The 21922-nt window shown below is 54.7% G+C and carries 19 protein-coding genes; 5 read left to right on the forward strand and 14 right to left on the reverse strand.

The window, feature by feature from the left end; all coding sequences use genetic code 11:
* Nucleotides 1-35: 35 nt before the first annotated feature.
* The 5 genes from bacA to HBA55_RS05910 all read right to left on the reverse strand — a co-directional run bounded on the left by bacA (nt 36) and on the right by HBA55_RS05910 (nt 6024).
* Nucleotides 36-665, reverse strand: a complete 630-nt coding sequence (gene bacA / locus HBA55_RS05890) for a biofilm formation regulator BacA (protein ID WP_166988395.1) — start codon at nt 663-665, stop codon at nt 36-38.
* Between the two features lie 133 nt (nt 666-798).
* On the reverse strand, nt 799-1065 hold the full coding sequence (locus tag HBA55_RS05895; protein ID WP_166988397.1) for a hypothetical protein: 267 nt from the start codon (nt 1063-1065) through the stop codon (nt 799-801).
* Nucleotides 1066-1135: 70 nt separating this feature from the next.
* Complete coding sequence (ftsH, locus tag HBA55_RS05900) at nt 1136-2992, reverse strand: ATP-dependent zinc metalloprotease FtsH (RefSeq protein WP_166988399.1); 1857 nt, start codon at nt 2990-2992, stop codon at nt 1136-1138.
* Between the two features lie 21 nt (nt 2993-3013).
* Entirely contained in the window at nt 3014-4375 is a 1362-nt protein-coding gene (locus HBA55_RS05905) for an MBL fold metallo-hydrolase RNA specificity domain-containing protein (RefSeq protein WP_166988401.1), read from the reverse strand.
* 26 nt (nt 4376-4401) lie between these two features.
* Nucleotides 4402-6024 (reverse strand): Na/Pi cotransporter family protein, encoded by a 1623-nt coding sequence (locus HBA55_RS05910; RefSeq protein WP_166988403.1) that lies wholly within the window; start codon nt 6022-6024, stop codon nt 4402-4404.
* A 125-nt stretch (nt 6025-6149) separates the two neighbouring features.
* Between HBA55_RS05910 and HBA55_RS05915 the strand changes: the two genes are divergently transcribed.
* Both HBA55_RS05915 and HBA55_RS05920 read left to right on the forward strand, forming a co-directional pair.
* A complete protein-coding gene (locus HBA55_RS05915; RefSeq protein WP_166988405.1) occupies nt 6150-6758 on the forward strand; it encodes a hypothetical protein in 609 nt (202 codons plus the stop codon).
* A gap of 9 nt (nt 6759-6767) precedes the next feature.
* Nucleotides 6768-7148 (forward strand): hypothetical protein, encoded by a 381-nt coding sequence (locus tag HBA55_RS05920; protein ID WP_166988407.1) that lies wholly within the window; start codon nt 6768-6770, stop codon nt 7146-7148.
* Here the strand turns inward: HBA55_RS05920 and HBA55_RS05925 are convergent.
* The 3 genes from HBA55_RS05925 to HBA55_RS05935 all read right to left on the reverse strand — a co-directional run bounded on the left by HBA55_RS05925 (nt 7145) and on the right by HBA55_RS05935 (nt 11526).
* Entirely contained in the window at nt 7145-7972 is an 828-nt protein-coding gene (locus HBA55_RS05925; RefSeq protein ID WP_166988409.1) for a ParA family protein, read from the reverse strand. The two genes, HBA55_RS05920 and HBA55_RS05925, sit on opposite strands and share 4 nt — an antisense overlap.
* 291 nt (nt 7973-8263) lie before the next feature.
* Complete coding sequence (locus HBA55_RS05930) at nt 8264-9013, reverse strand: competence/damage-inducible protein A (RefSeq protein ID WP_206019571.1); 750 nt, start codon at nt 9011-9013, stop codon at nt 8264-8266.
* Nucleotides 9014-9093: 80 nt separating this feature from the next.
* Nucleotides 9094-11526 (reverse strand): putative bifunctional diguanylate cyclase/phosphodiesterase, encoded by a 2433-nt coding sequence (locus tag HBA55_RS05935; RefSeq protein ID WP_166988411.1) that lies wholly within the window; start codon nt 11524-11526, stop codon nt 9094-9096.
* 479 nt (nt 11527-12005) lie between these two features.
* Between HBA55_RS05935 and HBA55_RS05940 the strand changes: the two genes are divergently transcribed.
* Together HBA55_RS05940 and HBA55_RS05945 are read left to right on the forward strand one after the other, a co-directional pair.
* Nucleotides 12006-12788 (forward strand): type 2 periplasmic-binding domain-containing protein, encoded by a 783-nt coding sequence (locus tag HBA55_RS05940; protein WP_166988413.1) that lies wholly within the window; start codon nt 12006-12008, stop codon nt 12786-12788.
* Between the two features lie 38 nt (nt 12789-12826).
* Nucleotides 12827-13585 (forward strand): transporter substrate-binding domain-containing protein, encoded by a 759-nt coding sequence (locus tag HBA55_RS05945; protein WP_166988415.1) that lies wholly within the window; start codon nt 12827-12829, stop codon nt 13583-13585.
* A 12-nt stretch (nt 13586-13597) separates the two neighbouring features.
* Here HBA55_RS05945 and HBA55_RS05950 read toward each other — a convergent pair whose 3' ends face one another.
* The 3 genes from HBA55_RS05950 to HBA55_RS05960 are packed head-to-tail and all read right to left on the reverse strand — an operon-like array spanning nt 13598 to nt 17048.
* Nucleotides 13598-14416 (reverse strand): citrate synthase family protein, encoded by an 819-nt coding sequence (locus HBA55_RS05950; RefSeq protein ID WP_166988417.1) that lies wholly within the window; start codon nt 14414-14416, stop codon nt 13598-13600.
* Complete coding sequence (locus tag HBA55_RS05955; protein ID WP_166988419.1) at nt 14403-15221, reverse strand: citrate synthase family protein; 819 nt, start codon at nt 15219-15221, stop codon at nt 14403-14405. The genes HBA55_RS05950 and HBA55_RS05955 overlap by 14 nt, the downstream gene beginning before the upstream one ends.
* Before the next feature lie 30 nt (nt 15222-15251).
* A complete protein-coding gene (locus tag HBA55_RS05960; protein ID WP_206019572.1) occupies nt 15252-17048 on the reverse strand; it encodes a thiamine pyrophosphate-binding protein in 1797 nt (598 codons plus the stop codon).
* Between the two features lie 474 nt (nt 17049-17522).
* Between HBA55_RS05960 and HBA55_RS05965 the strand changes: the two genes are divergently transcribed.
* Entirely contained in the window at nt 17523-19751 is a 2229-nt protein-coding gene (locus HBA55_RS05965) for a TonB-dependent receptor (protein ID WP_166988421.1), read from the forward strand.
* 26 nt (nt 19752-19777) lie between these two features.
* On the opposite strand, the gene HBA55_RS05970 is transcribed toward HBA55_RS05965, so the two are convergent.
* From HBA55_RS05970 to HBA55_RS05980, 3 genes are all read right to left on the reverse strand, one after another.
* On the reverse strand, nt 19778-20089 hold the full coding sequence (locus tag HBA55_RS05970) for a c-type cytochrome (protein ID WP_166988423.1): 312 nt from the start codon (nt 20087-20089) through the stop codon (nt 19778-19780).
* A gap of 249 nt (nt 20090-20338) precedes the next feature.
* Entirely contained in the window at nt 20339-21178 is an 840-nt protein-coding gene (locus HBA55_RS05975) for a hypothetical protein (RefSeq protein ID WP_166988425.1), read from the reverse strand.
* Nucleotides 21175-21864: a TetR/AcrR family transcriptional regulator gene (locus HBA55_RS05980; RefSeq protein WP_166988427.1), complete on the reverse strand. Its 690-nt coding sequence runs from the start codon at nt 21862-21864 to the stop codon at nt 21175-21177. The genes HBA55_RS05975 and HBA55_RS05980 overlap by 4 nt, the downstream gene beginning before the upstream one ends.
* Nucleotides 21865-21922: the final 58 nt, after the last annotated feature.

A 21922-nucleotide genomic window follows, 5' to 3' on the forward strand; every position in this document is an offset into this window, starting at 1 on the left:
ATTCAATTAGCCTTGGTTCAGGTGGCCTATGCTTATCAACTGGCAGCGACCGGGATGGCAAGGAATTCGCTGTAGGCTTCCGTAGCCTGGATCACATTGTTAGCCAGCACTTCGATCTCAAAAACCACATTGGCCAGAATCGAAGTCGAGCTGAGCGCGCCGAACATATGGTAGTAGTCGCCGTCCGCGCCAAGGGTGTCAAGGCTGATGGTTGATAGGGGAAAGTACTTGTGGGTGCGCAGCACCGCTTCGTTGAATCCGGCCTGGTCAGTGACTTCGTCCACCGACCAGAGTACGGCCTCGGCAATAATCTGCTCACCGGCCACGGTCAGGAAAATCGGCAGGTCGCCAAACTCCTTCATCACAACGTGCAGCGCCGGCTCGATTCCGTCGATAAGCTCGACACTGGCCTGCCCGGAGGTAAACAGCTCTACATCTTTCAGGGCAGCAAACAAACTGTTGGTCGTCCAGGCGTTCATGGGTTCCGTCATGGCAATCACTCCTGTTGCGTTAATGTCTCCGGCCGGCAACCGCAGCTGCTTTTCCATTTCAGCCAGGTGCTTGGCGTTATCCGGAAGAATCCAAACCTCCTTCTTCACCAAGCCCTGTTCGCGAAGCCTGCGCCGGTATTCCCGTTGATAATGTGCTGATGATTTCGCTTTCATGGAATAACCGTAAACTCTCACATGTAATAAATCAAACAAAATTACATGTGATGCATATATCGTTTTCGAATTAGATAGAAATTCCTTTAAAAACAATACCTTATAGAGGGCTCCAAACTTTGGAAACCTGTATTTACAGTGATGAGCTTGGCCAAATGCGACCAATACCGGCCGAATGACCGAGGCTGTCGGCTAAAGCCGAAGCCGCGGAGATACTGAACTGGCAAATTCCAGAATGAGCCGTGACGCGAGCCGAGTCAGCAGTGCCAAAGCGATTGATCGAAGAGAACGCGAGCGACTTGTGGTTTCGTTTTAGCCAGCGCTTGCCCTGAAAAACTCCAGTGCTCGGCGGTTGTGGAACGCGGGCGAGATTGTCCCGCTTCAAAGAGGATTCTTCCATGACTCTAATTTCGTGAATTCCGTGTTAATCCGTTAAACGCGGTTCAATCTAGCACTGCCGGTGACGACATTCAATCGTCGGAATCAGACCCTGTTAACAGATTTTCCAGTTGGTCGCGATCCAAGCTTTCTCGCTGAAGCAATTCACTCACCAAGCGGTCCAACTGTGATCGGTGCTGCTCCAACACCGCCGTACTTTCCTGCTCCGCCTGTTGCAGGATCGCAATCACTTCCCGATCCATCCGATCGGCCGTGGCTTCGCTGAACTCCCGGGTCTGCGCCAGCTCCCGACCAAGAAAGGCGTGCTCTTCGGCAACGTTAAAACTGGCGGGTCCCAGGTCGCGGCTCATGCCCCATTGCCCTACCATTTGTCGGGCGAGACGGGTTGCCTGCTTGAGGTCGTCGGCCGGCCCCGAGCTTATGTCATTGAACACCAAATGCTCCGCACAGCGCCCCGCCATAAGGATACGCAGGCGATCATGAAGATAAGGGGATTCCGCGCTGTGGCGATCTTGTTCAGGTCTCTGCTCCGTCACCCCCATGGCTCGACCGCGAGGAATAATGGAGACTTTCTGTACGGGATCACTGTGCTCGGAAAAGTAAGCCACCAGTGCGTGTCCGGCTTCGTGCACCGCAACGCGGCGGCGTTCGCTTTCGGTAAGAATACCGTCACGGCGCTCGCCCAACATCACTTTATCCCGGGCACTGATAAAATCTTCCATAGTCAATTGTTCGCGATCATAACGGGCGGCTCTAAGCGCGGCCTCGTTAACCAGGTTGGCAAGATCCGCCCCGGAAAAACCCGTGGTCAGCGCAGCAACCTGTTCGAGGTCGATATCGCCGGCCAGGGGCGTCTTGCGGGTGTGCACCTCCAAAATCTTCAGCCGGGCTGGTCGTTCCGGCAGCTCCAAAACAACTTTGCGATCGAATCGCCCCGGCCTGAGCAACGCCGCATCCAACACATCCGGCCGATTGGTGGCCGCCAGCACCACCACCGCTTCGTGGGCATCGAAACCATCCATTTCCGCCAGGATTTGATTGAGCGTTTGTTCCCGCTCGTCGTGCCCACCGCCCAGACCGGTACCGCGGGCTCGGCCGACAGAGTCAATTTCGTCGATAAAAATCAGCGATGGAGCGCTGGCTCGCGCTTCGCTGAACATCTCGCGCACGCGAGCGGCACCAACCCCCACAAACAGCTCGATAAATTCCGAACCACTAATGGAAAAGAAAGGCACGCCGGCTTCGTTTGCGGCCGCTCTGGCCAGCAGGGTTTTACCGGTGCCGGGCGGTCCCATCATCAGCATACCTCTGGGCATATGCGCACCCAGCCGCTGGAATTTTTGCGGTTGCCGCAGATACTCGATCACCTCCTGCAGGTCTCGCTTGGCCAGCTCCAGACCCGCCACCTGATCAAAGCCGGGGCCGTCCGGGTCACTGTCGTGGCGTCGAGCCTTGGATTTGAGCGTCCCCCGGGTAAAATCCAGGCGTCCGCCGAGTCGCCCCTGCATGGCACGGGCGCTGTAAACCAGCAGCGCAAAGATCAGCAGCCAGGGAATAAACCCCGCCAGCAGCTTCATCCAGCCGGGCGCTTCTGCCGCCAGCACCTGAACCTCGATATCCTTTTCCAGTAACTGTTGCAGCAGACGACGATCTTCCACCACCGGAATCACCGCTCGAAATTGACTGGAGCCGGGTTTGGCGTCTTTGGGATTACGGTCGCTGTAACCTTTAATCTGGTGCCCCTGCATTTGCACCCGCTTGATGTCGCCGCTTTCTATGCGCGCCAGGAATTCAGAATAACTCAGACTTCGAGGGGATTCGGCACTGAGCACGGAGAACAGATAGTAAAGGGCAAACAACATGACCAGCCAGCTCAGCCACTGGCCACTGTTCAAAGGATTGTCTTCCGGTTTTTTTTGCTCGCTCATAGTCGTCAGATCGCACCCTGGTTAGAGATCAAAACTGTCGCGATAAGCCGGCACCGTGGCCGACCAACCCAGTTCTTCCTGCAATCGCACTCGCAGGTGGTCCGCCGCTGAAGGCTCTCCGTGGTTAATCAAAATCCGCTTGGGGGCCACCGGCATCTTGCGCAACCATTGTAGAATTTCATCGTTGTCCGCATGTGCCGACAAACTGTCCAGCTGTTGTATCTCGGCCTCAACAGGATAATAGTGTCCGTGGATTTTGATCGATTCCTCACCATTTACCAGTCTGGCCCCTCGAGTGCCACCAGCCTGGTAGCCGGCGAACAGGATGGTATTGCGCGAGTCGCCCAACATGCGCTTAAGGTGATGCAGCACTCGCCCGCCGGTGGCCATGCCGCTGGCCGAGATAATGATTTTGGGGGCGGAGATTGCCGCCAGGGCTTTTGACTGTTCAGGTGTGCGTGTGTAATGAATATGCCTGAAGAGCGTTTGGCATTGCCCGACATTCAATCGGTGCTGATCAGGGTAGCGCATCATCAACTGGCTGGTGTCGATGGCCATGGGGCTATCAAGATATACCGGCAGCGAGGGGATCTCGCCGGACTGTTGCAATCGGTGCAGCAGCAACATCACTAACTGCGCTCTGCCCACAGCAAATGCCGGTATCAATAAATCGCCACCGCGGTGAACCGTTTCTCTAACAACGTCAGCCAGTTGTTGCTTGGCGTCAATGGTCAGATGTCGTCTATCGCCATAGGTGGATTCGAGCACCAGGACATCGCAACCCGGTGGCGGCTCCGGTGCCCGCATCAAGGAGTCCGCCGGTCGGCCCAGATCTCCCGAAAACAGTATCTGTTGACCCGCCGCTTGCACCAGCAGCGAACCCGAGCCCAGGATATGACCGTTGGGATACCACTGCGCTTTGATTTCCCCCAATGCCAGCGTATGCCCAAAGGCTACCGTTTCCATTTGACTGATGGCGCGGCGGGCCTGGTGCTGGTCGAACAACGGGCGCGCGGGGTGATGGCGACTGAATCTATGGCGGTTGGCAAATGCCGCCTCCTCCTCCTGAATATGGGCTGCGTCCAAAAGCAGTATTTCGCAAAGATCGCGGGTTGCCTCCGTACAGTAGATGGGTCCCTTAAACCCGGCTGCTGCCAGTACAGGCAGATAACCACTGTGGTCCAGATGGGCGTGGGTGAGGAAGACGGCCTCGATAGAATCTGGCGGCGGCGAAAATCGCTCCCAGTTGCGACGGCGCAGGTTCTTATAGCCCTGAAAAAGCCCGGCATCAATCAGAACGCGCCTGCCATTACATCCGAGCAATGTGCGCGATCCTGTGACACAGCCTGCGGCTCCGAGAAACTGCAATTGGTTGTGACTCATATACGCCCCTCCACCCCTTGGAAGTTTCAGACCCGCGCCGGATCGGTCAGCAGGCTCTGGCGGTCTTCCAGATCATAGAACTGTTCCAGGGCACAACGCAATCGATCTGCCGCCTGCCAGAGCTCCCGGTTAATATTCAGCAGCGTGGAGAGATCGGCACTGTTGAGCAGATGATGGCCTTCGCGCTGCAGAATCTGCTCGTGAATCGCTTCATGTAAGCGGTTATTTTCCGCTGCGATATTCTCCAGAGTTTCGCGGGCATAGCTTGAGGAGTGCTGCTGTCCCAGCAGGTGGTTAAACTGACGATACATGGCAGCCTGGGTGCGCCCTTGCGGCGAAGGGAAGTTTCCGAGCTCCCCCGGCGTGAGGCGCAGCAGATTTTCCCGAATGTCCTTGATGCTCTTGGCGCTAAAGACGCCCTCTCGGGCCGCGCTGACCAGATTGCCCAACCTCTCACTTTGTTCCGGTGTGAGGCTGTGTGTCTGCATTCTGCGCGAAAGCAACAGCACTTCTCCCTCGATGTTTTTTAGTGCCTCATAACGCTGCTCGAAGGCCTCTTCTGAGAGTTCATTCTGTTCATGATGAATCGGCAATGCCCGACCGTTGAGGTCGAGCACATCACGCAGCAATAGCGCCACGCTGCGCTCAATGGCCACTAGAGCGGCATCGGGCAGTGCGGCGACTTCTCTGAGATTGGGGTAATCGTCCGATTCTGAGCTTTGTAGGCAGCTTTCGATCCAGCGACTGAAGCTGCCCAGAACCGGCATAAACAGCAGCAAGCCAATCAGGTTAAACAAGCTGTGGAAGGTAACCAGGCTATAGAGAGGATCGCTGACTCCAATCCAATTGAGCAGCCATGGCAACAAGGGCAAGAGCAGCAGAAACGCCAGTAAGTCCACACAGAGATTAAAGGTAAAGTGCGCCAGGGCCAGCTGTTTTTTGACCACTGACCCCCTCAAGCTACCCAGCGCGCTGGTGCTGGTGGTGCCCAGATCTGCGCCTATAATCAGGGCGGCGGCGGCCTGAAGTTCAATCAGTCCGGAGTTAAGTGCGGTGAGCGCAATCATCATGCTGGCGGAGCTGGATTGAATTACCGCCGTCATCAGCACCCCTAGCAGCAAATACAGCCAGGGAGAATGGCCACTGAGGCTGTCGATGGGCAATAACTCGGGCAGATGTTCTACCGCACCCTTCATCAGGTTCAGACCGAATAGCAGCAGCCCCAGACCCAGCAAGAGTTGTGACGACGCCCGCAGCAATTGACGCCGCTCGCCGAACACCAATCCCAGGCTGCCCAACCCAATCAGGGGTAAAGACAAGGCATCCAGATCGAGTTTGAATCCGAGCAGGGTCACCAGCCAACCGGTGAACGTGGTCCCCAGATTGGCACCGAGAATGACACCGATGGCGTTGGTCAGAGGCACCAGACCCGCTGCCGCCAGGGCCTGCATCATCAGGCTGACCATCGAGCTGCTCTGCAAAAACGCGGTGACCAGCGTGCCTACCAGCACCGCCAGCCAGCGGTTGCCAGTACTCTGGCGGAAAAACTGCCGCAGCCGCTGACTGCCGAGCTGGCGCAACCCAGACTCCAGCCCGGCCATGCCGTACAGGAAAATACCCAGCCCAAATATCAGGTTCCAGCCATTCAAAGTCGCGACTCCGTTCTGTTTCTTCTACTTGTGTTTCCTCTACTATAGTCATCACAGACGCCATGGGATTTGACTTCGATCCAATGGTCGCCAATTAAGCTGCCGCCTGACTATGGGTATCACACATGAATAATCGGCTGGAGAGCCTGCTGGAAGAGATTCGCCAGCTGGAAAAGGAAGTGCTCGAAGAACTGGAGCAAAAGCGCGAACAGTGGTCCTATGAGATCATTGCCCGCAGCGTGCATTTTCGGGAAGAAGTCATAGAACAGCATCGTCGCCAGGTGACTCATGTTCGAGAGTACTTGCGGCGTGCAAAGTGGCGCCATATTATCACAGCTCCCATTATCTGGATGAACCTGTTCCCTGCCCTGCTGCTGGACCTCGTGGTTAGTGTTTACCAATGGACCTGTTTTCCTATCTATGGGATCCCACGGGTCAAGCGCAGTGAACATGTGGTGATCGACCGTCACTACCTCCAATACCTGAATATTATTGAGAAAGTGAATTGTGTTTATTGCGGTTACTTTAATGGGGTCATTTCCTATGTACGCGAAGTTGCCGCACGCACCGAGCAGTACTGGTGCCCAATCAAGCACGCACAAAGGGTGCATGACCCCCACAGTCGATACGCGGGATTTGTCGACTTTGGTGATGGAGAAAGCTATCGTGAGAAGTTCCACGCCCTGCGAGGGCGCGCTCAAGAATTGGACGACAACAAAGAAAACCGCCACTGAGGCCTATTTATGACATTGACAAACTGCCGAATGCTGGCTGCGCTGACCGCGATGGTGATGCTGGGCGCCTGTTCCGAAACCGAGGAGCCAACGGTGGCGGCACCACCTGTTGCTGAAAAGGCAGCCCCCGAAAAGGCGGCTCCAACGAAACCTGCAGAGAACATTGACCCGGCGTTATACCAGCAGGGTGCGTACCAGGAAATGGACGACCCTCGCTTTGCGGATGAACCCGACAAGCTGCGATCGATGTTCGGTGACTCGAAAGACCAGGGCCGCGTCACCTTTGACGCGACCATCAAGCCGAAGAAGGGATTGGATGCCAGCCCCGAGGCCCTGAGCGTGGACAGTATCGATGGCGGCGAAGTCTCAGTGGAGGTAAAAATCGATTAAGCTGATTGCTCCGCCGGCTCTTGTTCCACCGGCTCATCTTCCACCCTCAGATGGCGCCCCTCCATAACATCGTCGTGCAGCAGCTCAAATTGCAAAGTGAGCTTGTGCCGCGCCGCCATATGAGGCAGAGGTTTACGCAGGCTGTGGGACTCCTTCATTTTCACGGATGCGGGCAGGAAGGTATTGTAGATGGGTAACTGTTCGCCTTGCATCGCCTCAATCAGCTGACGCGGCAACCTGGCCTGGCCCTGGTACTGATTCACCACAATGCCCCCGACTTCCAGTGCCTGATTGTGATCCGATTTAAGCTCAAACACGTTTTCCAACAGCAGGTGCAAGGCCTGTAGCGAGAAGCTGTCACAATCGAAGGGAATCAGCAGCTCTTCAGCCGCGATTAATGCCGATTTGCTGTAAAAATTCAGGTTGGGGGGTGTGTCGATGTAGATTTCTTCGTAGTCTTTGGCCAGCTCCACCAGTGCGTCGCGCAGCTTGTAAATTTTATAACGGCTCTCAAGGTCCTTTTCGATATGAGCCAGTTTGGGGCTGGCCGGCAGCAGGTACAGGTTTTCGAACGGAGTTGCATGCACAAATTCCGCCGGCGCCTTTTCTACCGAGAAGAAGCCGGAGCGCTGATCGAGAAAGTCTGCGACGCTGCCATTGCCCGGCTGGTCGGGCTCATAGCCCAGATAATGGCTGCTATTGCCTTGAACATCCAGATCCACCACCAGAGTTTTCGCCCCACGGGCGGCACTGATGGCTGCAAGGTTGCAGGTGATACTGGATTTTCCGACACCGCCCTTTTGATTAAATACGACTCTTTTCATGATTCTCTCCTCTTTCCCTTCTTCTCATTGCCGCTTCTAGCTCGGCTGTCCTGATTCGACCATGGACCTAAATTGGCTGCGGAATATCCTCGCTTCCTGGCCCCGAAACGGTGCTCCGACCGCAAAAATGCGTCATCTTTGTGACAGCCGCGTGACGAATTGACGAGCAAGCCCCCAACCTAAACGGGGCGCTATTTAACGGGAAAAGACGACGCAATAATAGAGCCAATCAGGCCAACTGATGGACGGATTGGCGCTGCATTGGGCAATATCACCCTGAAGGAGCACCAGTCAGTGGCGTTTCCAGGAAACTTGAGCCGCGTTCAATTGGCTTTTGAGGGAGTCCATGGCGGCGCGGGCCTCGGCTTGCAATCCTTTGACACCCAACTCAATGCGGGGCGGCTCATCGATAATCGGCAGACTGAATACTTTTACATCCGGAAAGTCCTTCAGTATCTGCTCCATCATCGGAATAATGCGGCTTTCATTGGCGCTTTCGAGCATGACCGAGTATTCGCGGTAGTTGCTATCACCCAGATCCGGGTAGAGCGTATCGAGTACCCACTCAATCATGGGCCAGGCCATCTGAGGAAAGCCGGGTACGAAGTGATGATGCTGGATTCGAAAACCGGGAATGCCATTGTAGGGGTTGGGGATCAGCTCTGCGCCACGGGGAAATTCCACCAGCCTGTAGCGCTCTGGTGTCAACTCGCGCCCTTTCTCGCGGGCGTACTTTTCCAATAGCGCTGTACCTTCAGGATGACGCTCCGTGACGGTGTCCAGTGCCGCCGCGACCGCTTCGCGGGTCAAGTCATCGGGAGTCGCACCAATACCCCCGGTACTGAGCACCAGATCACCACTGGCGAAACTGTCACGATAGCACTGCTCCAGTGCTGCAGGCTCATCGCCGAGCACCTTTGCCCAGCTCAGGCTCAGGCCACGGTTAGCCAGCATTTTGGCCACCTCACCCAGATGCCGGTCCGTACGACGACCAGAGAGTATTTCATCGCCAACGATGATCAGCCCAATATCCATTCCCATGTTTTTCCGCTGTCCCAGTATCAAAGCCAGCGGCTATTATGGCAGTTTTTGGGGTGGTTCGTGGAAGAACAGTGCCCTGTCTAGTCCTGACAGGCTTCCTGAAGTTGTTCTTGCACCAGATATTGATCCTGGAATTCGCTTTTGGGCAGGGGTCGATCAAACAAGTACCCCTGATACCAAAGGTCGCCGTGGCGTTTGAGCCATTCGGCCTGCTCTGATGTCTCAACCCCTTCAGCCACCACCCGCAGACCCATCGTCTTGGCAATGGCGATCACGGAGGCGACCAGGGCCTCATCCTGCGGATCGATGGTCAGATCTTTGATGAATGATTTATCAATCTTGATTTTATCGACAGGCAAGCGCTTGAGGTAGCTGAGCGATGAGTATCCCGTGCCAAAGTCATCCAACGCAAAAGTGATGCCTCTGGCCTGCAGTAAGCGCATCTTGTGCACCACTTCGTCGAGTCGCCGCAGAGCCGCACCCTCTGTAATCTCCAGCTCAATGCAGCTGCCCGGCACATCGTGAAGCGCCAATATGGCCTCTACCTGCTCGACAAAATCCCGACGGTGCAATTCCTTGGCGCTGATATTGACCGCGATCCGGAAACCCTCAGGTAGCTGTCCCAGATGGCGCTGATGGCTGATATAGGAACAAACCTGGCCAAGGATAAACTGGTCCACCCCGTGAATATTGCCGGAGTTTTCAAGAAAGTCGATAAACTGCACCGGCGGAACCATGCCTCGCTCCGGATGTTGCCAGCGCATTAATGCCTCTGCACAAACCAGGTTGCCTGTGGCGCTGTCGACGATGGGCTGCAGGAAGAAGGTAAACTGCTGCTCTTTGACGGCTATGCGCAGCTCGTTTTCCAGCTTAACAGCCCGATCCACCTCAGCAGCCATAGACACTTCAAACAACCGGTAGCAATTGCGCCCCGACTTTTTGGCCTGATACATGGCCGTGTCGGCAAACCTCAACAGCGCTTCGGTGTCGTCTGCACAATCGGGATAGATCACAATGCCGATACTGGCTCCAACGATAAATTCCTGATTATCAACCCGGATGGGCTGGCTGATTTTTGTCAGCAACCGCTCAGCAAAGTCGGCAGCCTGTGACTGGGCAATATCCACGTCCCCCGAGAGATCCGGCAGGCTCAACGTAAATTCATCGCCACCCAATCTGGCCAGGGTATCGGTCTGGCGAATCTGGGCCTGCATCACCCTGGCAACCTGAAGCAGCACTTCGTCACCGGTCGAGTGCCCCATGGTATCGTTGATGCGCTTGAAATCGTCCAGGTCGATAAAGAACAGCGCGCCGAAGGTGTTGTTGCGCTGGGATCTGGAGATATCCATATTGAGGTGATCGTAGAGCATATTGCGGTTGGGCAGGCCGGTCAGCGTGTCAAAGTAGGCCAGATTTTCCACCCGCTCCTCGGCCACCACCCGGTCGGTAATATCGCTGCCGATCACCAGCACACAGGGTTGCTCGAAGAATTCAAACGGTACATAGGAGATTTCCAGACGGCGGGTTTCTCCATGAATGTTGGTCAGTGGTTGCTCGTGATTGAGGCGGCGCTCGCGCAAACGCTCCGCCATAATGATATCGCTCCAGACCTTGTCCGTTTCCGACGGCGAGATATCGGCATGAACGTCTGCAAACGTTTGTCCGATCATGTCCTGGCTTTCGATGCCGTAAAACTGCAACAAGACAGCATTTACAAACACGAAACGCCCCTCTGCATCCAGGGCAAAGATGTGGTTGGGGCTGGAGTCCAGAATAATGCGTAACTGCTGCTCACTCTGCTCGAGCCCCAAGCGCTGGGTTTCCAGCTCCTCAATAAATTCGTTGGCCGAGTTAACGATAAACCCCAGTTCGTCGTTTTCGTGCCCGGCAATATGCTCAATACGCGCGCCCCGGGTACGGCTGGGGTTGATATGGGAAAAACGGTGGGCGATTTTTACCAGCGGTTTGGTCAGCACATAGTGGTAGAGCAGCATCAGTACCAGAGCGAGACTGAAGTTGCGGGCGATCCCCGAGACAAAAATGGTGATGGCGCGTTCGTAGAAATGGGAAAGGGCGCGGTCCTGGTTGACCACCAGCGTGATCTTGCCCTCATAGGTGCCATCGGAGTATATGAGAGACTTGCTGAACTCGCGACGGGGCTGAGTGAGAATGCTGGTCAACCAATAGGTGTTGGAGGGCTGCTGCTCGACATTAAGTTCGGCCATGACATTGTCGGCATCATCGAAAATCGTTGCACTGTGCAGGAAATCGTAATATTCCAGCCCTCGAATCACCTCGTCGGCGAGCCGATTATCCAGCAAATGAACGGCACGCCCAGCCGCATTGTGCATTACCCGGAAGATTTCATTGACATTGGTCTCAATCGCCGTTTTCTGATGGCGAAAGTCCATGTAGACCTGTAGCAGGGCCACCAGCACACCCAGCACCAACACCAGAGTGAGGCTGGAGCGCATCAGCTTAAAGGCCAGGCGTTTGAAAAACTCTATGCTCATTCTGGCTTATGCCACATCCTTGCCAGTGCTCCAAGAAGCACCGTTTGCATCGCTCTCTCGCTACGGGGCTCGATTCCGCAGCTCCAGATACCACCCATCATTCACCTAAGTGAAAGCGCTGCACTATACAGGTTTGCTGCTACAATTACCTTAATCACGGACGGTCCCGGCCGGGAGCTTTCCGTGGACATAGGCACACAGCAGTCCGGCAGGAAGTGAACATCTTCTCTCCGAAAGTGTACGTTTTATCTAAACTTGAGCCCTACCCCCGAAGAATTCTTGTTCTCATTGGTGGAGGCGGTGCCCATTTACTATTATTTTTGTCGAATGTGCTGTTATCGCAAAAGCATCGGTCTGCGTCAACCCAGGGGATCGTACTTTGAGAACCAGAGTTTAAGGATCGTTTTGCGACAGGTTGAACTTGAAGTAGACTTCAGGACGAAAACAGATGGTTAAGGGCCTCCATGGATACGTCATACATGGCCAAAAACGCAACAATCGTTAGCTGCAGAGCGCTGACTTCAAAATTGAGCCTGTGGTTGTTGGCCCTGCTTTGCATCAGCTCAGAGGCGCTGTCAGAGAACATCTCTCGAATCTACGGAATCAATCTCCCCTATCGACTCAACGAAATGGGCGAAGGTGGTTACAATCGTCTGCTTGACGAATTACGTACGCAGGGGTTGCAGTTTGATCTGTCCATTTTGCCGCTAAAGAGGTGGCACAACCGTACCAGGTCTGACAGGGAAAGCTGCTTGTTTCCCGTCAGTGTCAATGCCCTGCAGACCTACGACGCCAGCTACAACGACATCAGTCTGGTCAGCTCCCAACCGGTGGACTGGGTCAGCCTGCGAGTATTCACTGCCCCCAACCGGCCTGTCATCAACACGATGGATCAATTGCGGGGCAAAAGGGTCGCGACCTGGAAAAGTCATGATTCCGAGCCTTTTACGCGGGACTACAACCTCTCTCCCGATGAAAGCCGCAATGAAAGCAGCCAGCTGCAAATGCTCTATGCGGGCCGACTGGATGCCATTATCGGGTTTGCTCCGGATGTGAACATCGCAGCGACCAGTTTAAAATTACCCCGGCCGGTATACAGTCCAGAGCTCAGTTTGCTCGATAGAGAGGGGGCGACTCTGGTTTGTCACGACACAGAAGCAAACCGAAAGCTGACAAGAGAATTCGACCGACTTATTACCAAAATGAAGAAAAGCGGTAAATTGCACCAGCTACTTGGCAGCCATGCCAGCGTGTCACTCTGACTATGGATAAATGTTTGAAGGATCAAATCAGGAATTCAGTGAAGTATCGCAGCACAACTCTGGCACTCATGTTGCCTCTGTTACTCCCCGCATTGCTGTACGCCAACGTGTCGCCTCCACAACCGGTGAAAATATTTGGTTACGAGTTGGAGTTCCGGCTGGTTAAAGAAGGCAATACCCAATATAACCTGTTGTTTTCGAGCCTGCGCGAGAGAGGTTTAACGTTTGAGCTGGCCGTTATGCCGTTCACTCGAATTCTCCGCGACGTGCAATCACATCAGCACTGCATCTTTCCAGCCTCCCTCAATGCCATTAAGACCGCCAAACCCGTCTATCGGGACCTGGCATTGATTGCCTCGGACCCGGTTGACCATATCAGCCTTCGAGTATTCACCCGCAGAGACAGCCCAAAGATTAGCGATCTCTCCGAATTAAATGGCAAGAGAATCGCTCTCTGGGGTGGCCTCAGCGAAGATATCTTTTTGGGGGATATCGACGCAAAAATCGAAACCACTCCGGACGAGCTTATTCGTTTAAGGATGCTGGATAAGGGCCGTATTGACGCCATTCTGGGGTTTACCCCAGATGTCAGCCTCGCCGCAGAAAAGCTTGGAATTCGGCCCCCGCATTATGATGAGACCCTCGCGCTTTTCCATGACGAGGGTGCTTCAGTCGTTTGTCACGACACTCCGCCAAATCGACAGTTTCTGGATCAGTTTAATCAAATATTGAGTGAGCTTAAGACCAGCGGTGAACTGCGACAGATATTAGGCGAGCATGCGGAGCTCACTCGCTAAACAGAATGCTGCCTACTCCCGAGGCGGCAGCGCCCTGCTGTCGGCTCCGGAGTATTCAATATCCTCAACTTTTAATGGCGCAAATGCGCCTTCCGGACGATCAACTGTGTCAACGTAACAAGCCGTGACACCACTGAATACCAGCGCGGAAAAGATTCGATGGACTTCTTCAGGGCTGTACCCCTGGTCCGACAAGAAACCGGACATATAGCCATTAATATTCATCGTTTCATCAAACCTATTGCTTAGGCAGCTCTCGATTGCGTAGGCCAGTCGCAGGTGGGGACCGTCCTCAAACCCCAGCTGGTGAGCCACCCGTTGCATCGCCCCAATGCGTTCGTCACCTTTAGCAATGGGTCGCGCATATCCCATTAGATAGGGTTTGCCGCCGTGCTTGCGCACCTCCTGCTCAACAAATTCAGTCACGTCTATACCACGGGTGTCGATTTCTGCAAACGCCCTCTGTATGAATTCCACACCTTCCTGTAAGGGGCGAATACCATAAGAGCGAGAATCCGCTGCCATAACACCCGCACAGGTGGCTGCCACCGGGGACGTTCTCGCAGCACCCGCAAGCGCCCCGATACGGTTGCACCAGATACGGGGGTCCGGCCAGCTGAGACAAATATGGATGGCATCCATCCACTGCCCCAACTGCGGTGATGGCAATCTGCCGGTTGCGTTAAGCATGACAACCTGCATATAGGAACAGTGCCCCACAACCTCGTTCATCAGGTCAAGGCCGTGGCTGTTAACTCCCCGCCCGATCAGCCAACCCCCTTTGCGGCTCCGGATGACGCCATGATAGTCATCCCACTCAGCATGATTCATCGGCATCTTCCTCAATCTTTTCTATGTGGTAATTTTCGTCGGGCTCGAACAACATACTGGTCAGTGGTTTATTGGCAAACTCCAATCCCTGGGCTAACAAACCCGGTGCAGCAAAAAGCTGCATCAATCCGCTCCCCTGCCGGGGTTGAAAACCCAGATCACAAAGCACGGCCGCGCAGATACCGCTCTTTTGAATGCCGATACCTAAAGGTTTAAGGCGACTGTGCAGATCCCATACCCAGGTGAGTACCTGTCCGCCATGGCGTTCGAGCAACTGCTGAAGCAACTGCTCGGCGTAGAGATCCGGGTCACCGTACAAGGTACCGAAGCCGGCGAGATCACCCTTCTGTGGCTGCGGGATTGTGCTGGCAAAGATCGCGGCCGGCTTGCAGGCATTCCTGCGATATAACCTCATCGCATCCTCGACATTGGCCACCCCGTCAAACTCGCCGCCGTAAACCGTCAAGGCGATCGGAAGCACATTGACACTTATGGTCTTGCCCACACCGGCAGTAATGCTGGCCTGGGATGCCGGGTGCCGTGGCCCCGGGTTTATCATTGCGATAGAGAGTTCCCTGAACAACTCCCGCTCTTGCGGGTTGGGCAGCTCACCGCGAAACAGCAGGTAAATTACATCCGACACTTCGCAGCCTTGCATCAGCGCTGTGTGGTCATAACCATGAATGCGAACGCTCTGTGCCTGGTAGGGGTTTTCCGGGTTCGGAACTTCCTGTGTGATTTTGGTTGCCAGGCGTGGCGTAAATTCATCGCCGCGGCTACGTACTTCTGCTGAAGGAGACGTCATCGTCACTTACTCCTGAAACTTGGTGTTGTATCAACCGCCCGGGGTGGCAGAACCATTCTCTGCGAGCCCTTTAACCCGGTCCGCCATCGGCGGAACCTCATCGCGATCGATCCTGACATCAATCAGTGTCGGCCCCTGCTTGCGAAACAGTTCCTCGAAATCGAGAGTGTGCAGTTGCCGGGGGTGCTCAATCACCACACCATCGATTCCCATGCTCTCGGCCATGGCGGCATAATTCACCTGATTCAATTCCCAGCCAATGGACTCCTGATCACCCAGCTTCTGGCCATGCATCACCATACCCATAGCGGCATCGTTCAACACCAGAAAAACAACCGGTAGCAACTGCTGCGCCGCCACCGTGATTTCCTGGGCACTCATCAGGTAAGAACCGTCGCCCACAATACAGAGGGTCGGCGCTTCACGATTACCTAACCCGGAGCCAATAGCAGCTCCTATGGCCCAGGCCATGGAGCCGTATCCCATGGCCAGACGATAATTGCCCGTGTTATTGGACAAGGCCAGATAATGTGTGGCCCAGGCCCAACCATTACCCGCATCGACAAAAACACGGGTATCTGCTGGCAGGTTTTGAGACAGATAAGTCATCAATCGCTGGGGCTTTACCGGTACGGCATCAGACACGCATTTTTTCGGGTCGTTGAGCGTGGCATAGGTCCCCAGCAAATTTTTCTCGTGATTGCGCCCGGGAATGGTCATCCATTTACGTCCCCAGGATCGAGCGGTTTTCACGTTTTCAATCAGACGTTCAAAGATGGTGTCGATATTGCCGAACACATGCAGGTTTGCCATGGGCGAGCGGGTAAAGTGTTCAACAGACGAATCAATATGAACCAACTTGGTATTCAGCAGCTCATTCTTCCAACCACCCGTGCCCAGTTCACTGAGAGCGGCACCCACAGCAATGATCAGATCCACATCGTCTGACTGAAACAGTTGGCGGGCACTGTCGTGACCGGCAAACCCGTAGACTCCGCGATATTGTGGGTGAGTTTCGTCTACCCAGCTTTTGCCCATGGGACCGGTAACGAATGCAGCGTTGGTCAACTCCGCGAATTCCATGATCTGTCGACTGGCGCCGCCAGCGCCGTTACCGATGAACATGGCAATAGTGTCAACTCTGGCAAGTTTCTCGTTCAGCTTTTGAATGGCGCTCTCGTCGGACATGGAAAAATCATGCACCAGCAAGTCGGCATGTATTCTTGTGCGCGCCTTCGCCGGTGCACGCAAAATATCGGACGGGATACTGATGTGAACAGGTCCATTGGGCACTCGGTGCGCCGCCATAAATGCCGATACCAGTTTGCTTTCCAGCTGTTCGTGATGGGAAACCAGCGTGTTGAACTGAGTGCAATGGCGAAACATGCCCACGGTATCAATCGCCGTGCAACTGGACTCCTGCAGCGCGCGTTTGCCAAACTTCGGCAGGGGAGTTTGTGCGGTAATCACCAGCATGGGAACTTCATCGGCGAGCGCCGAACTGACACCGGTGAGCAGGTTGGTGGCTCCTGGACCCGTTGTACTGCAGACCACGCCAATTTTTCCGGTTTCGCGGTAGTAACCATCGGCCATAAAGGCGGCTCCAGCCTCGTGCCGGGCGACCACCAGCCTGGGGCCGCCGTTGCGTTCACTGCGAGCCAGGGCATTAAAGAACGGCTCAATGGCTCCGCCGGGTACACCAAATACCGTATCGACGTCGAGTTGTTTCAAATAGTCGACAATGATGTCAGCGCATGTGGAATAGAGTACTTCACTGGCGATATCAGACTGCGGGGCAGCCATATGTTTGGGGACGGCCTGCAACATATCAGCGTCTACCTGTAGGTTGTGAGGGAACGGATTAATTTGCCGGGGGTCCCTCCGCCGCATTTGAAGCGCGCGAAATATATACAAATGAAGATCTGCGCGCCACCCCCGTTTTGCCCAATTTTGTCGATAGCGAAACAAAACGTCCCTTGGCTGATCCTTCCACAGAACGGGTTAAACTCTTTCAATCCCTTTGCGATAGGGCTGCAGTCAGTTGTAAGTGTTTACTTATTTGCGACACAAAAAAATTATGAAAAATTTGTTAATTTCTTCTGAAATCTGCCGATAGCTTTTGATTTTTCCCAATAATCCGAGATTGGCACTTAATCGGGCCAGCGTGTTGTCTCCTTCATAACGATCCAATCTTCACTTGTGTATATTCAGGCGACAGGGTTTAATCGGTGCAGCAACAGGGAGGAACAAAATCATTACAGGGAAGATAGCTACAACAAATAGACCTTGGGGCCCAAAACCATGAAATTCCTCCCGTCGAACCTACCTCTCGCATCATGTGCATTTGCTCTGCTGCCATTGGTTGCTGCCACCCATAGTGTGCAGACCATCGCCGAGACCTCATCCGACTCACACGTCGAGGAAATAGTCGTTACCGCGAGAAAGCGGGAAGAGAACCTGCTGCAAGTGCCCATTTCGATGACCACATTCGGACAGCAGCGCCTGTCATCGCCTCTACTTCAGGACCTTTCGTCGCTTGCCGACTTCACCCCCAACGTGGACATCAACTGGACGTCACCGTTTTCCGGATCGAGCAATGCGGCCAGCGTTTTTATTCGAGGCGTTGGGCAAAACGACTTTATCCTCACCACTGACCCGGGTGTTGGTATCTACTTGGATGGCGTGTATATCGCCCGATCAATTGGCTCTGTGCTGGAATTGACGGATATCGAAAGAGTGGAGATCTTGAGAGGCCCGCAGGGAACCCTGTTTGGCAAGAACAGTATCGGCGGCGCCATCCAGGTGTTATCGAAGACCCCGTCCGATGAACTGCAGGGAAAGATTTCTGTGATCGCCGGGGAAGATAATCGTCGGGATTTTAGCGCCTCTCTGGAGGGGAGCCTTGCCTCAAATATCCAAGCCCGCCTGACACTGGCAAGCGAACATCGCGACGGCCATTCAACCCGGATTCTGGACAACAAAGAGCTTGGCGACATAGATCGACAGGCGGCCAAGCTGTTGATCACCTACCAGCCCACTGACAATTCCCAATGGCGGCTGTCTCTGGACCACACCAAGCAACGCCAGGAAGCGATCGCCCAACATTTGGTGGAGGTGGTTGACTCGACTCCCTTGATGGATCTGTTTAACGGGTTGGTTGCGCCGGCAGACGGCCCGTTTGATTCTCGCTGGGTATCGCAAGACGTTAGTAAAAACTATCAATCCGGCCCAAGCAGAGACGACTTGAATGTCACTGGCGTATCACTGTCGGGGGAGTATGACATGGGCTGGGGGGAGCTGATTTCAATTACCGGTTACCGGCGCTACAGCGCGGTTTATAGCCGCGACCCCGACGGCAGCCCTCTGGATTATGCACACAGTGTTAACCGGGATACTCATCACCAGTTCAGTCAGGAAGTGCGCCTTCAGGGCATTAGCTTGAACGATAAACTTAACTGGGTGGCAGGAATCTATCACCTGCGCGAACACGGCAAAAACCACACGGATGCAATTCTGTGGTCAGGCCTCTATGAAGCCACCGGGGCTCCAGGATTGGAGTGGGTGTTTGATGTTAATAATGACCTGACCACCACCAGTACCGCGCTGTTTTCACAGGCGTCTTATCAACTGAGTGATGCTTTGAGCGTGACCGGCGGTATACGCATGACTCACGAAGAGAAGGAATTCCTGGTGGATAATCGCCGGGCCGTTTCCGGCACTCAAGTGGTGGGGCCGACGGAGGTCGATGACCAGTGGACCAATATTTCTCCCATGGCCAGCGTGGATTATCGCTGGTCACCTGAGTTTATGACCTACTTAAGCGCAAGCCGCGGCTTCAAGAGCGGTGGTTTTGATGGTCGACAAATTATGCCGGGGCCGGTAGAGGCCTACGACCCGGAGTTTGCGGAGACCTTTGAAGTGGGTTTTAAAGCCAGCTTCTGGCAACAGCGCGGAATTCTGACCGGCGCCCTCTTCCATACCGCCTATGAAGATCTTCAATTTACGCAACTGGACGCCGGTGGGATTCCCCGTATCAACAACGCGGCGGAGGCGCGCATCAAAGGCGCTGATATGGAGCTGACACTCCAGGATCTCTACGGCCTGAACCTGCAGGCCGGTTTGGGGTATCTGGACGCCCGTTACCACTCCCTGGATCAGGGGGTGACGATTACTGAAGATATGGACCTAGTACGTGTACCCCGGTGGAATGCACACCTGTCGCTGTCGCGCAGCTGGTCGCTCAGTGGTATCGGAAAAGTGACACTGAACACAGACGTCAGCTACAAAAGCAAGGTCTACCATGACCCTCACAACGTAGAATCCATAGCTCAGGATGGACTCACACTGGCCAATGCATCGCTGAGCTGGAGCAGCACCAGTAACGACTGGGAAGCAGAGGCCTTTGTCACCAATTTGACCGACAAAGACTACTGGGTGAGCGGTGGAACTGAACTGGCAGGACTGGGGTATTCTGAAGTCAATTATGCGCGAGGACGCGAGTGGGGCGTGCGCCTGAGCTATCAGTACTGATGGCTCAGGCACGGACTTGATCAGCCTTACATAGCAGCGTAATAAGCCGCCAGATTGGCAATATCCGCATCGCTCAACGGCGCCGCCATGCCCGCCATAATCGCGGCCTGGCCACCTTTGCGCTCGCCATTCTTGTAGGCTTTCATGGCCAGTACCAGATACTGGGCGTTCTGGCCGGCGAGATTCGGGTAGGTGGGAATCATGGCCTTGCCATTGGCGCCGTGGCAAGAGGTGCAGACCGCGGCCTTAGCCTTGCCGGCGGCGGCATCGCCAGCGGCGCTGGCAACCAGGGGCATTGCGGACAGGGCCGCGATGGAAATCAGTGTGGTCAGTTTCATGGTGCTTCTCCTAGACAGGTCGAATAATCCGGGCTGTTGTTTTGAGTATGGTTAATGCTATTTGAATACAGCCTGAACGGCCAGAGCCAAAAGGCCATCATTTAGTTGGAGAGCAGCATATCAAAAAAGCCCGGCGGGGAGCACCAAACTAAAGTCTAATCCGCTGTTTCGGCAAGAATGGACTATGGGAAGCCCTGATCAGGCCCATTGCAGCTTTTTCTTGATTCTAGAGAGATACCGCATCCATCGTCATTGCTTTTCGTAGACCCAATTCCTATTTCCGACATCGCACACCCAAAGACGAGAATTCAAGCGGCTGCAGCTGTCCATCCCCGGAGGTAAGCTGTCATCATAGCTGGGTTTGATGGCCATTTGCTGCTTGTCTCGCTTCAGATAGCTGTACATGGTCTCGAAACGGGCTTGAATATCCTGACCCTGGCGCAACATTTCTTGTCGGGTATACACAAACTTGGTATAGCTCATGGTCACACCGCCCAGTCCGATCTGCAGCATTTTTTCGATATATTGCTCGTAGCTTTCAGCCAGGTGCTGAGCCTCGGACGGTCCGCCCTGCTGATACGCCGGCAATGCCATGCGATTATCCGGCGACAAACTGCCAGGGGTTAATTCCCGATTTTTTCGGTTGAGTACCAGCCGGAATTGATCACCGCCACAGTCAATACGGGCACCATTTAACCGGCAGTCTTGCGCCACTGACGAGCTGCTGCTGACAGACGGCCTTGGTGTTGCTGAGGTTGCCGACCTGATCTCGGAAGCAGGCGTGACAGAAGCGGGAGAAGAAGCCCTGAGCAAGGTATTTTTGTCGGATGATGCTCCCTTTGCAACCACGGCGGACTCGCGCCCTGAACCGGCACCCGGAAGCCGAATACCCGCAGCTGCCGCTGGTCGTTTAAGCAGCAGGCGCTGAATTTTCGCCGGATTTTTGCGGAAATCCTCCAGTGCCGGCAATCGAACACCGTCACTCTTCAGGCGGCAATAGACCTTTTCCATCTCTGTACGTGGCTCACAGCTGACGGCCGGCACTGCCCAAAACACAAACAACAGAGGAAGCAGAAACGCGCTCTTCAATTGGAGGACTCCTCGGGCAGTCGCAACAGCCCTTCGGCCAAGCGCTTTAACGTCTGAGCGGCCACCTGCCAGTCAACAGCTTCGAGAATCAACTGGTATTCCATGTAAAGCAAGGTGCCCATAACCACCTGGGCGTCGCCCGTGCAATCGGAAGAGCCCACGCGCTGTAAAAACTCCTCGATGGCTTGCAATTGAGCCTGGTGGGGCACTGCAATCACTCGCGCTAAATCCGGATTGCGCATGGCTTCCTGCCGGAAAGCCACCTCCACCCGACGCTCGTTGGCACGCTCCACCTGGGAACGCACGTGCTGCAGTAACACTGACGAGATACGATCAGCGATCTGGCGGCGGACCAGTGGTTGCTGCAAGTCCGAATCCGTCATTGGCTCAAGCAGCGCCATACTTTGTGCCTGTAAGCGAGAGGAGTCGGCACTCAATCGGGTTTCGACATAGTGCACGAAGGCATCGTGAAGCAAGGCCTGGATATCGACAAAATAGTAAGTCGTGGCAGCGAGAGGAACCTCAGCCTCTTGAGCGACCGCCCGGTGTTTGACGCCACGTACGCCCTCTCGTTCGATGACCCTTAACGCCGCTTCCAGGATGGCCTTGCGTCGGATCCGACTGTCGGAGCGTTTCGCCGCGCGACCGCGATACTGAAGAAGCTCATCGAATCGACCATGCGCCATGGGGCCTCCCTGTGTTTATTCTTATCGTTTTGTTATCGCTCTTGCCCTGTGTATAAAT

Source organism: Pseudomaricurvus alkylphenolicus (assembly GCF_011683955.1).
Lineage (GTDB): Bacteria > Pseudomonadota > Gammaproteobacteria > Pseudomonadales > Cellvibrionaceae > Pseudomaricurvus > Pseudomaricurvus alkylphenolicus.

Excerpts from the sequence above, each read along its gene's own strand:
- HBA55_RS05955 (WP_166988419.1), bottom strand. The coding sequence starts at position 15,221 with ATGACGTCTCCTTCAGCAGAAGTACGTAGCCGCGGCGATGAATTTACG.
- HBA55_RS05905 (WP_166988401.1), bottom strand. The coding sequence starts at position 4,375 with ATGAGTCACAACCAATTGCAGTTTCTCGGAGCCGCAGGCTGTGTCACA.
- HBA55_RS05895 (WP_166988397.1), bottom strand. The coding sequence starts at position 1,065 with ATGGAAGAATCCTCTTTGAAGCGGGACAATCTCGCCCGCGTTCCACAA.
- HBA55_RS05920 (WP_166988407.1), top strand. The coding sequence starts at position 6,768 with ATGACATTGACAAACTGCCGAATGCTGGCTGCGCTGACCGCGATGGTG.
- HBA55_RS05950 (WP_166988417.1), bottom strand. The coding sequence starts at position 14,416 with ATGAATCATGCTGAGTGGGATGACTATCATGGCGTCATCCGGAGCCGC.
- HBA55_RS05980 (WP_166988427.1), bottom strand. The coding sequence starts at position 21,864 with ATGGCGCATGGTCGATTCGATGAGCTTCTTCAGTATCGCGGTCGCGCG.
- HBA55_RS05970 (WP_166988423.1), bottom strand. The coding sequence starts at position 20,089 with ATGAAACTGACCACACTGATTTCCATCGCGGCCCTGTCCGCAATGCCC.
- HBA55_RS05925 (WP_166988409.1), bottom strand. The coding sequence starts at position 7,972 with ATGAAAAGAGTCGTATTTAATCAAAAGGGCGGTGTCGGAAAATCCAGT.
- bacA (WP_166988395.1), bottom strand. The coding sequence starts at position 665 with ATGAAAGCGAAATCATCAGCACATTATCAACGGGAATACCGGCGCAGG.
- HBA55_RS05930 (WP_206019571.1), bottom strand. The coding sequence starts at position 9,013 with ATGGGAATGGATATTGGGCTGATCATCGTTGGCGATGAAATACTCTCT.
- HBA55_RS05940 (WP_166988413.1), top strand. The coding sequence starts at position 12,006 with ATGGCCAAAAACGCAACAATCGTTAGCTGCAGAGCGCTGACTTCAAAA.
- HBA55_RS05965 (WP_166988421.1), top strand. The coding sequence starts at position 17,523 with ATGAAATTCCTCCCGTCGAACCTACCTCTCGCATCATGTGCATTTGCT.
- HBA55_RS05960 (WP_206019572.1), bottom strand. The coding sequence starts at position 17,048 with ATGTTGCAGGCCGTCCCCAAACATATGGCTGCCCCGCAGTCTGATATC.
- HBA55_RS05915 (WP_166988405.1), top strand. The coding sequence starts at position 6,150 with ATGAATAATCGGCTGGAGAGCCTGCTGGAAGAGATTCGCCAGCTGGAA.
- HBA55_RS05935 (WP_166988411.1), bottom strand. The coding sequence starts at position 11,526 with ATGAGCATAGAGTTTTTCAAACGCCTGGCCTTTAAGCTGATGCGCTCC.
- ftsH (WP_166988399.1), bottom strand. The coding sequence starts at position 2,992 with ATGAGCGAGCAAAAAAAACCGGAAGACAATCCTTTGAACAGTGGCCAG.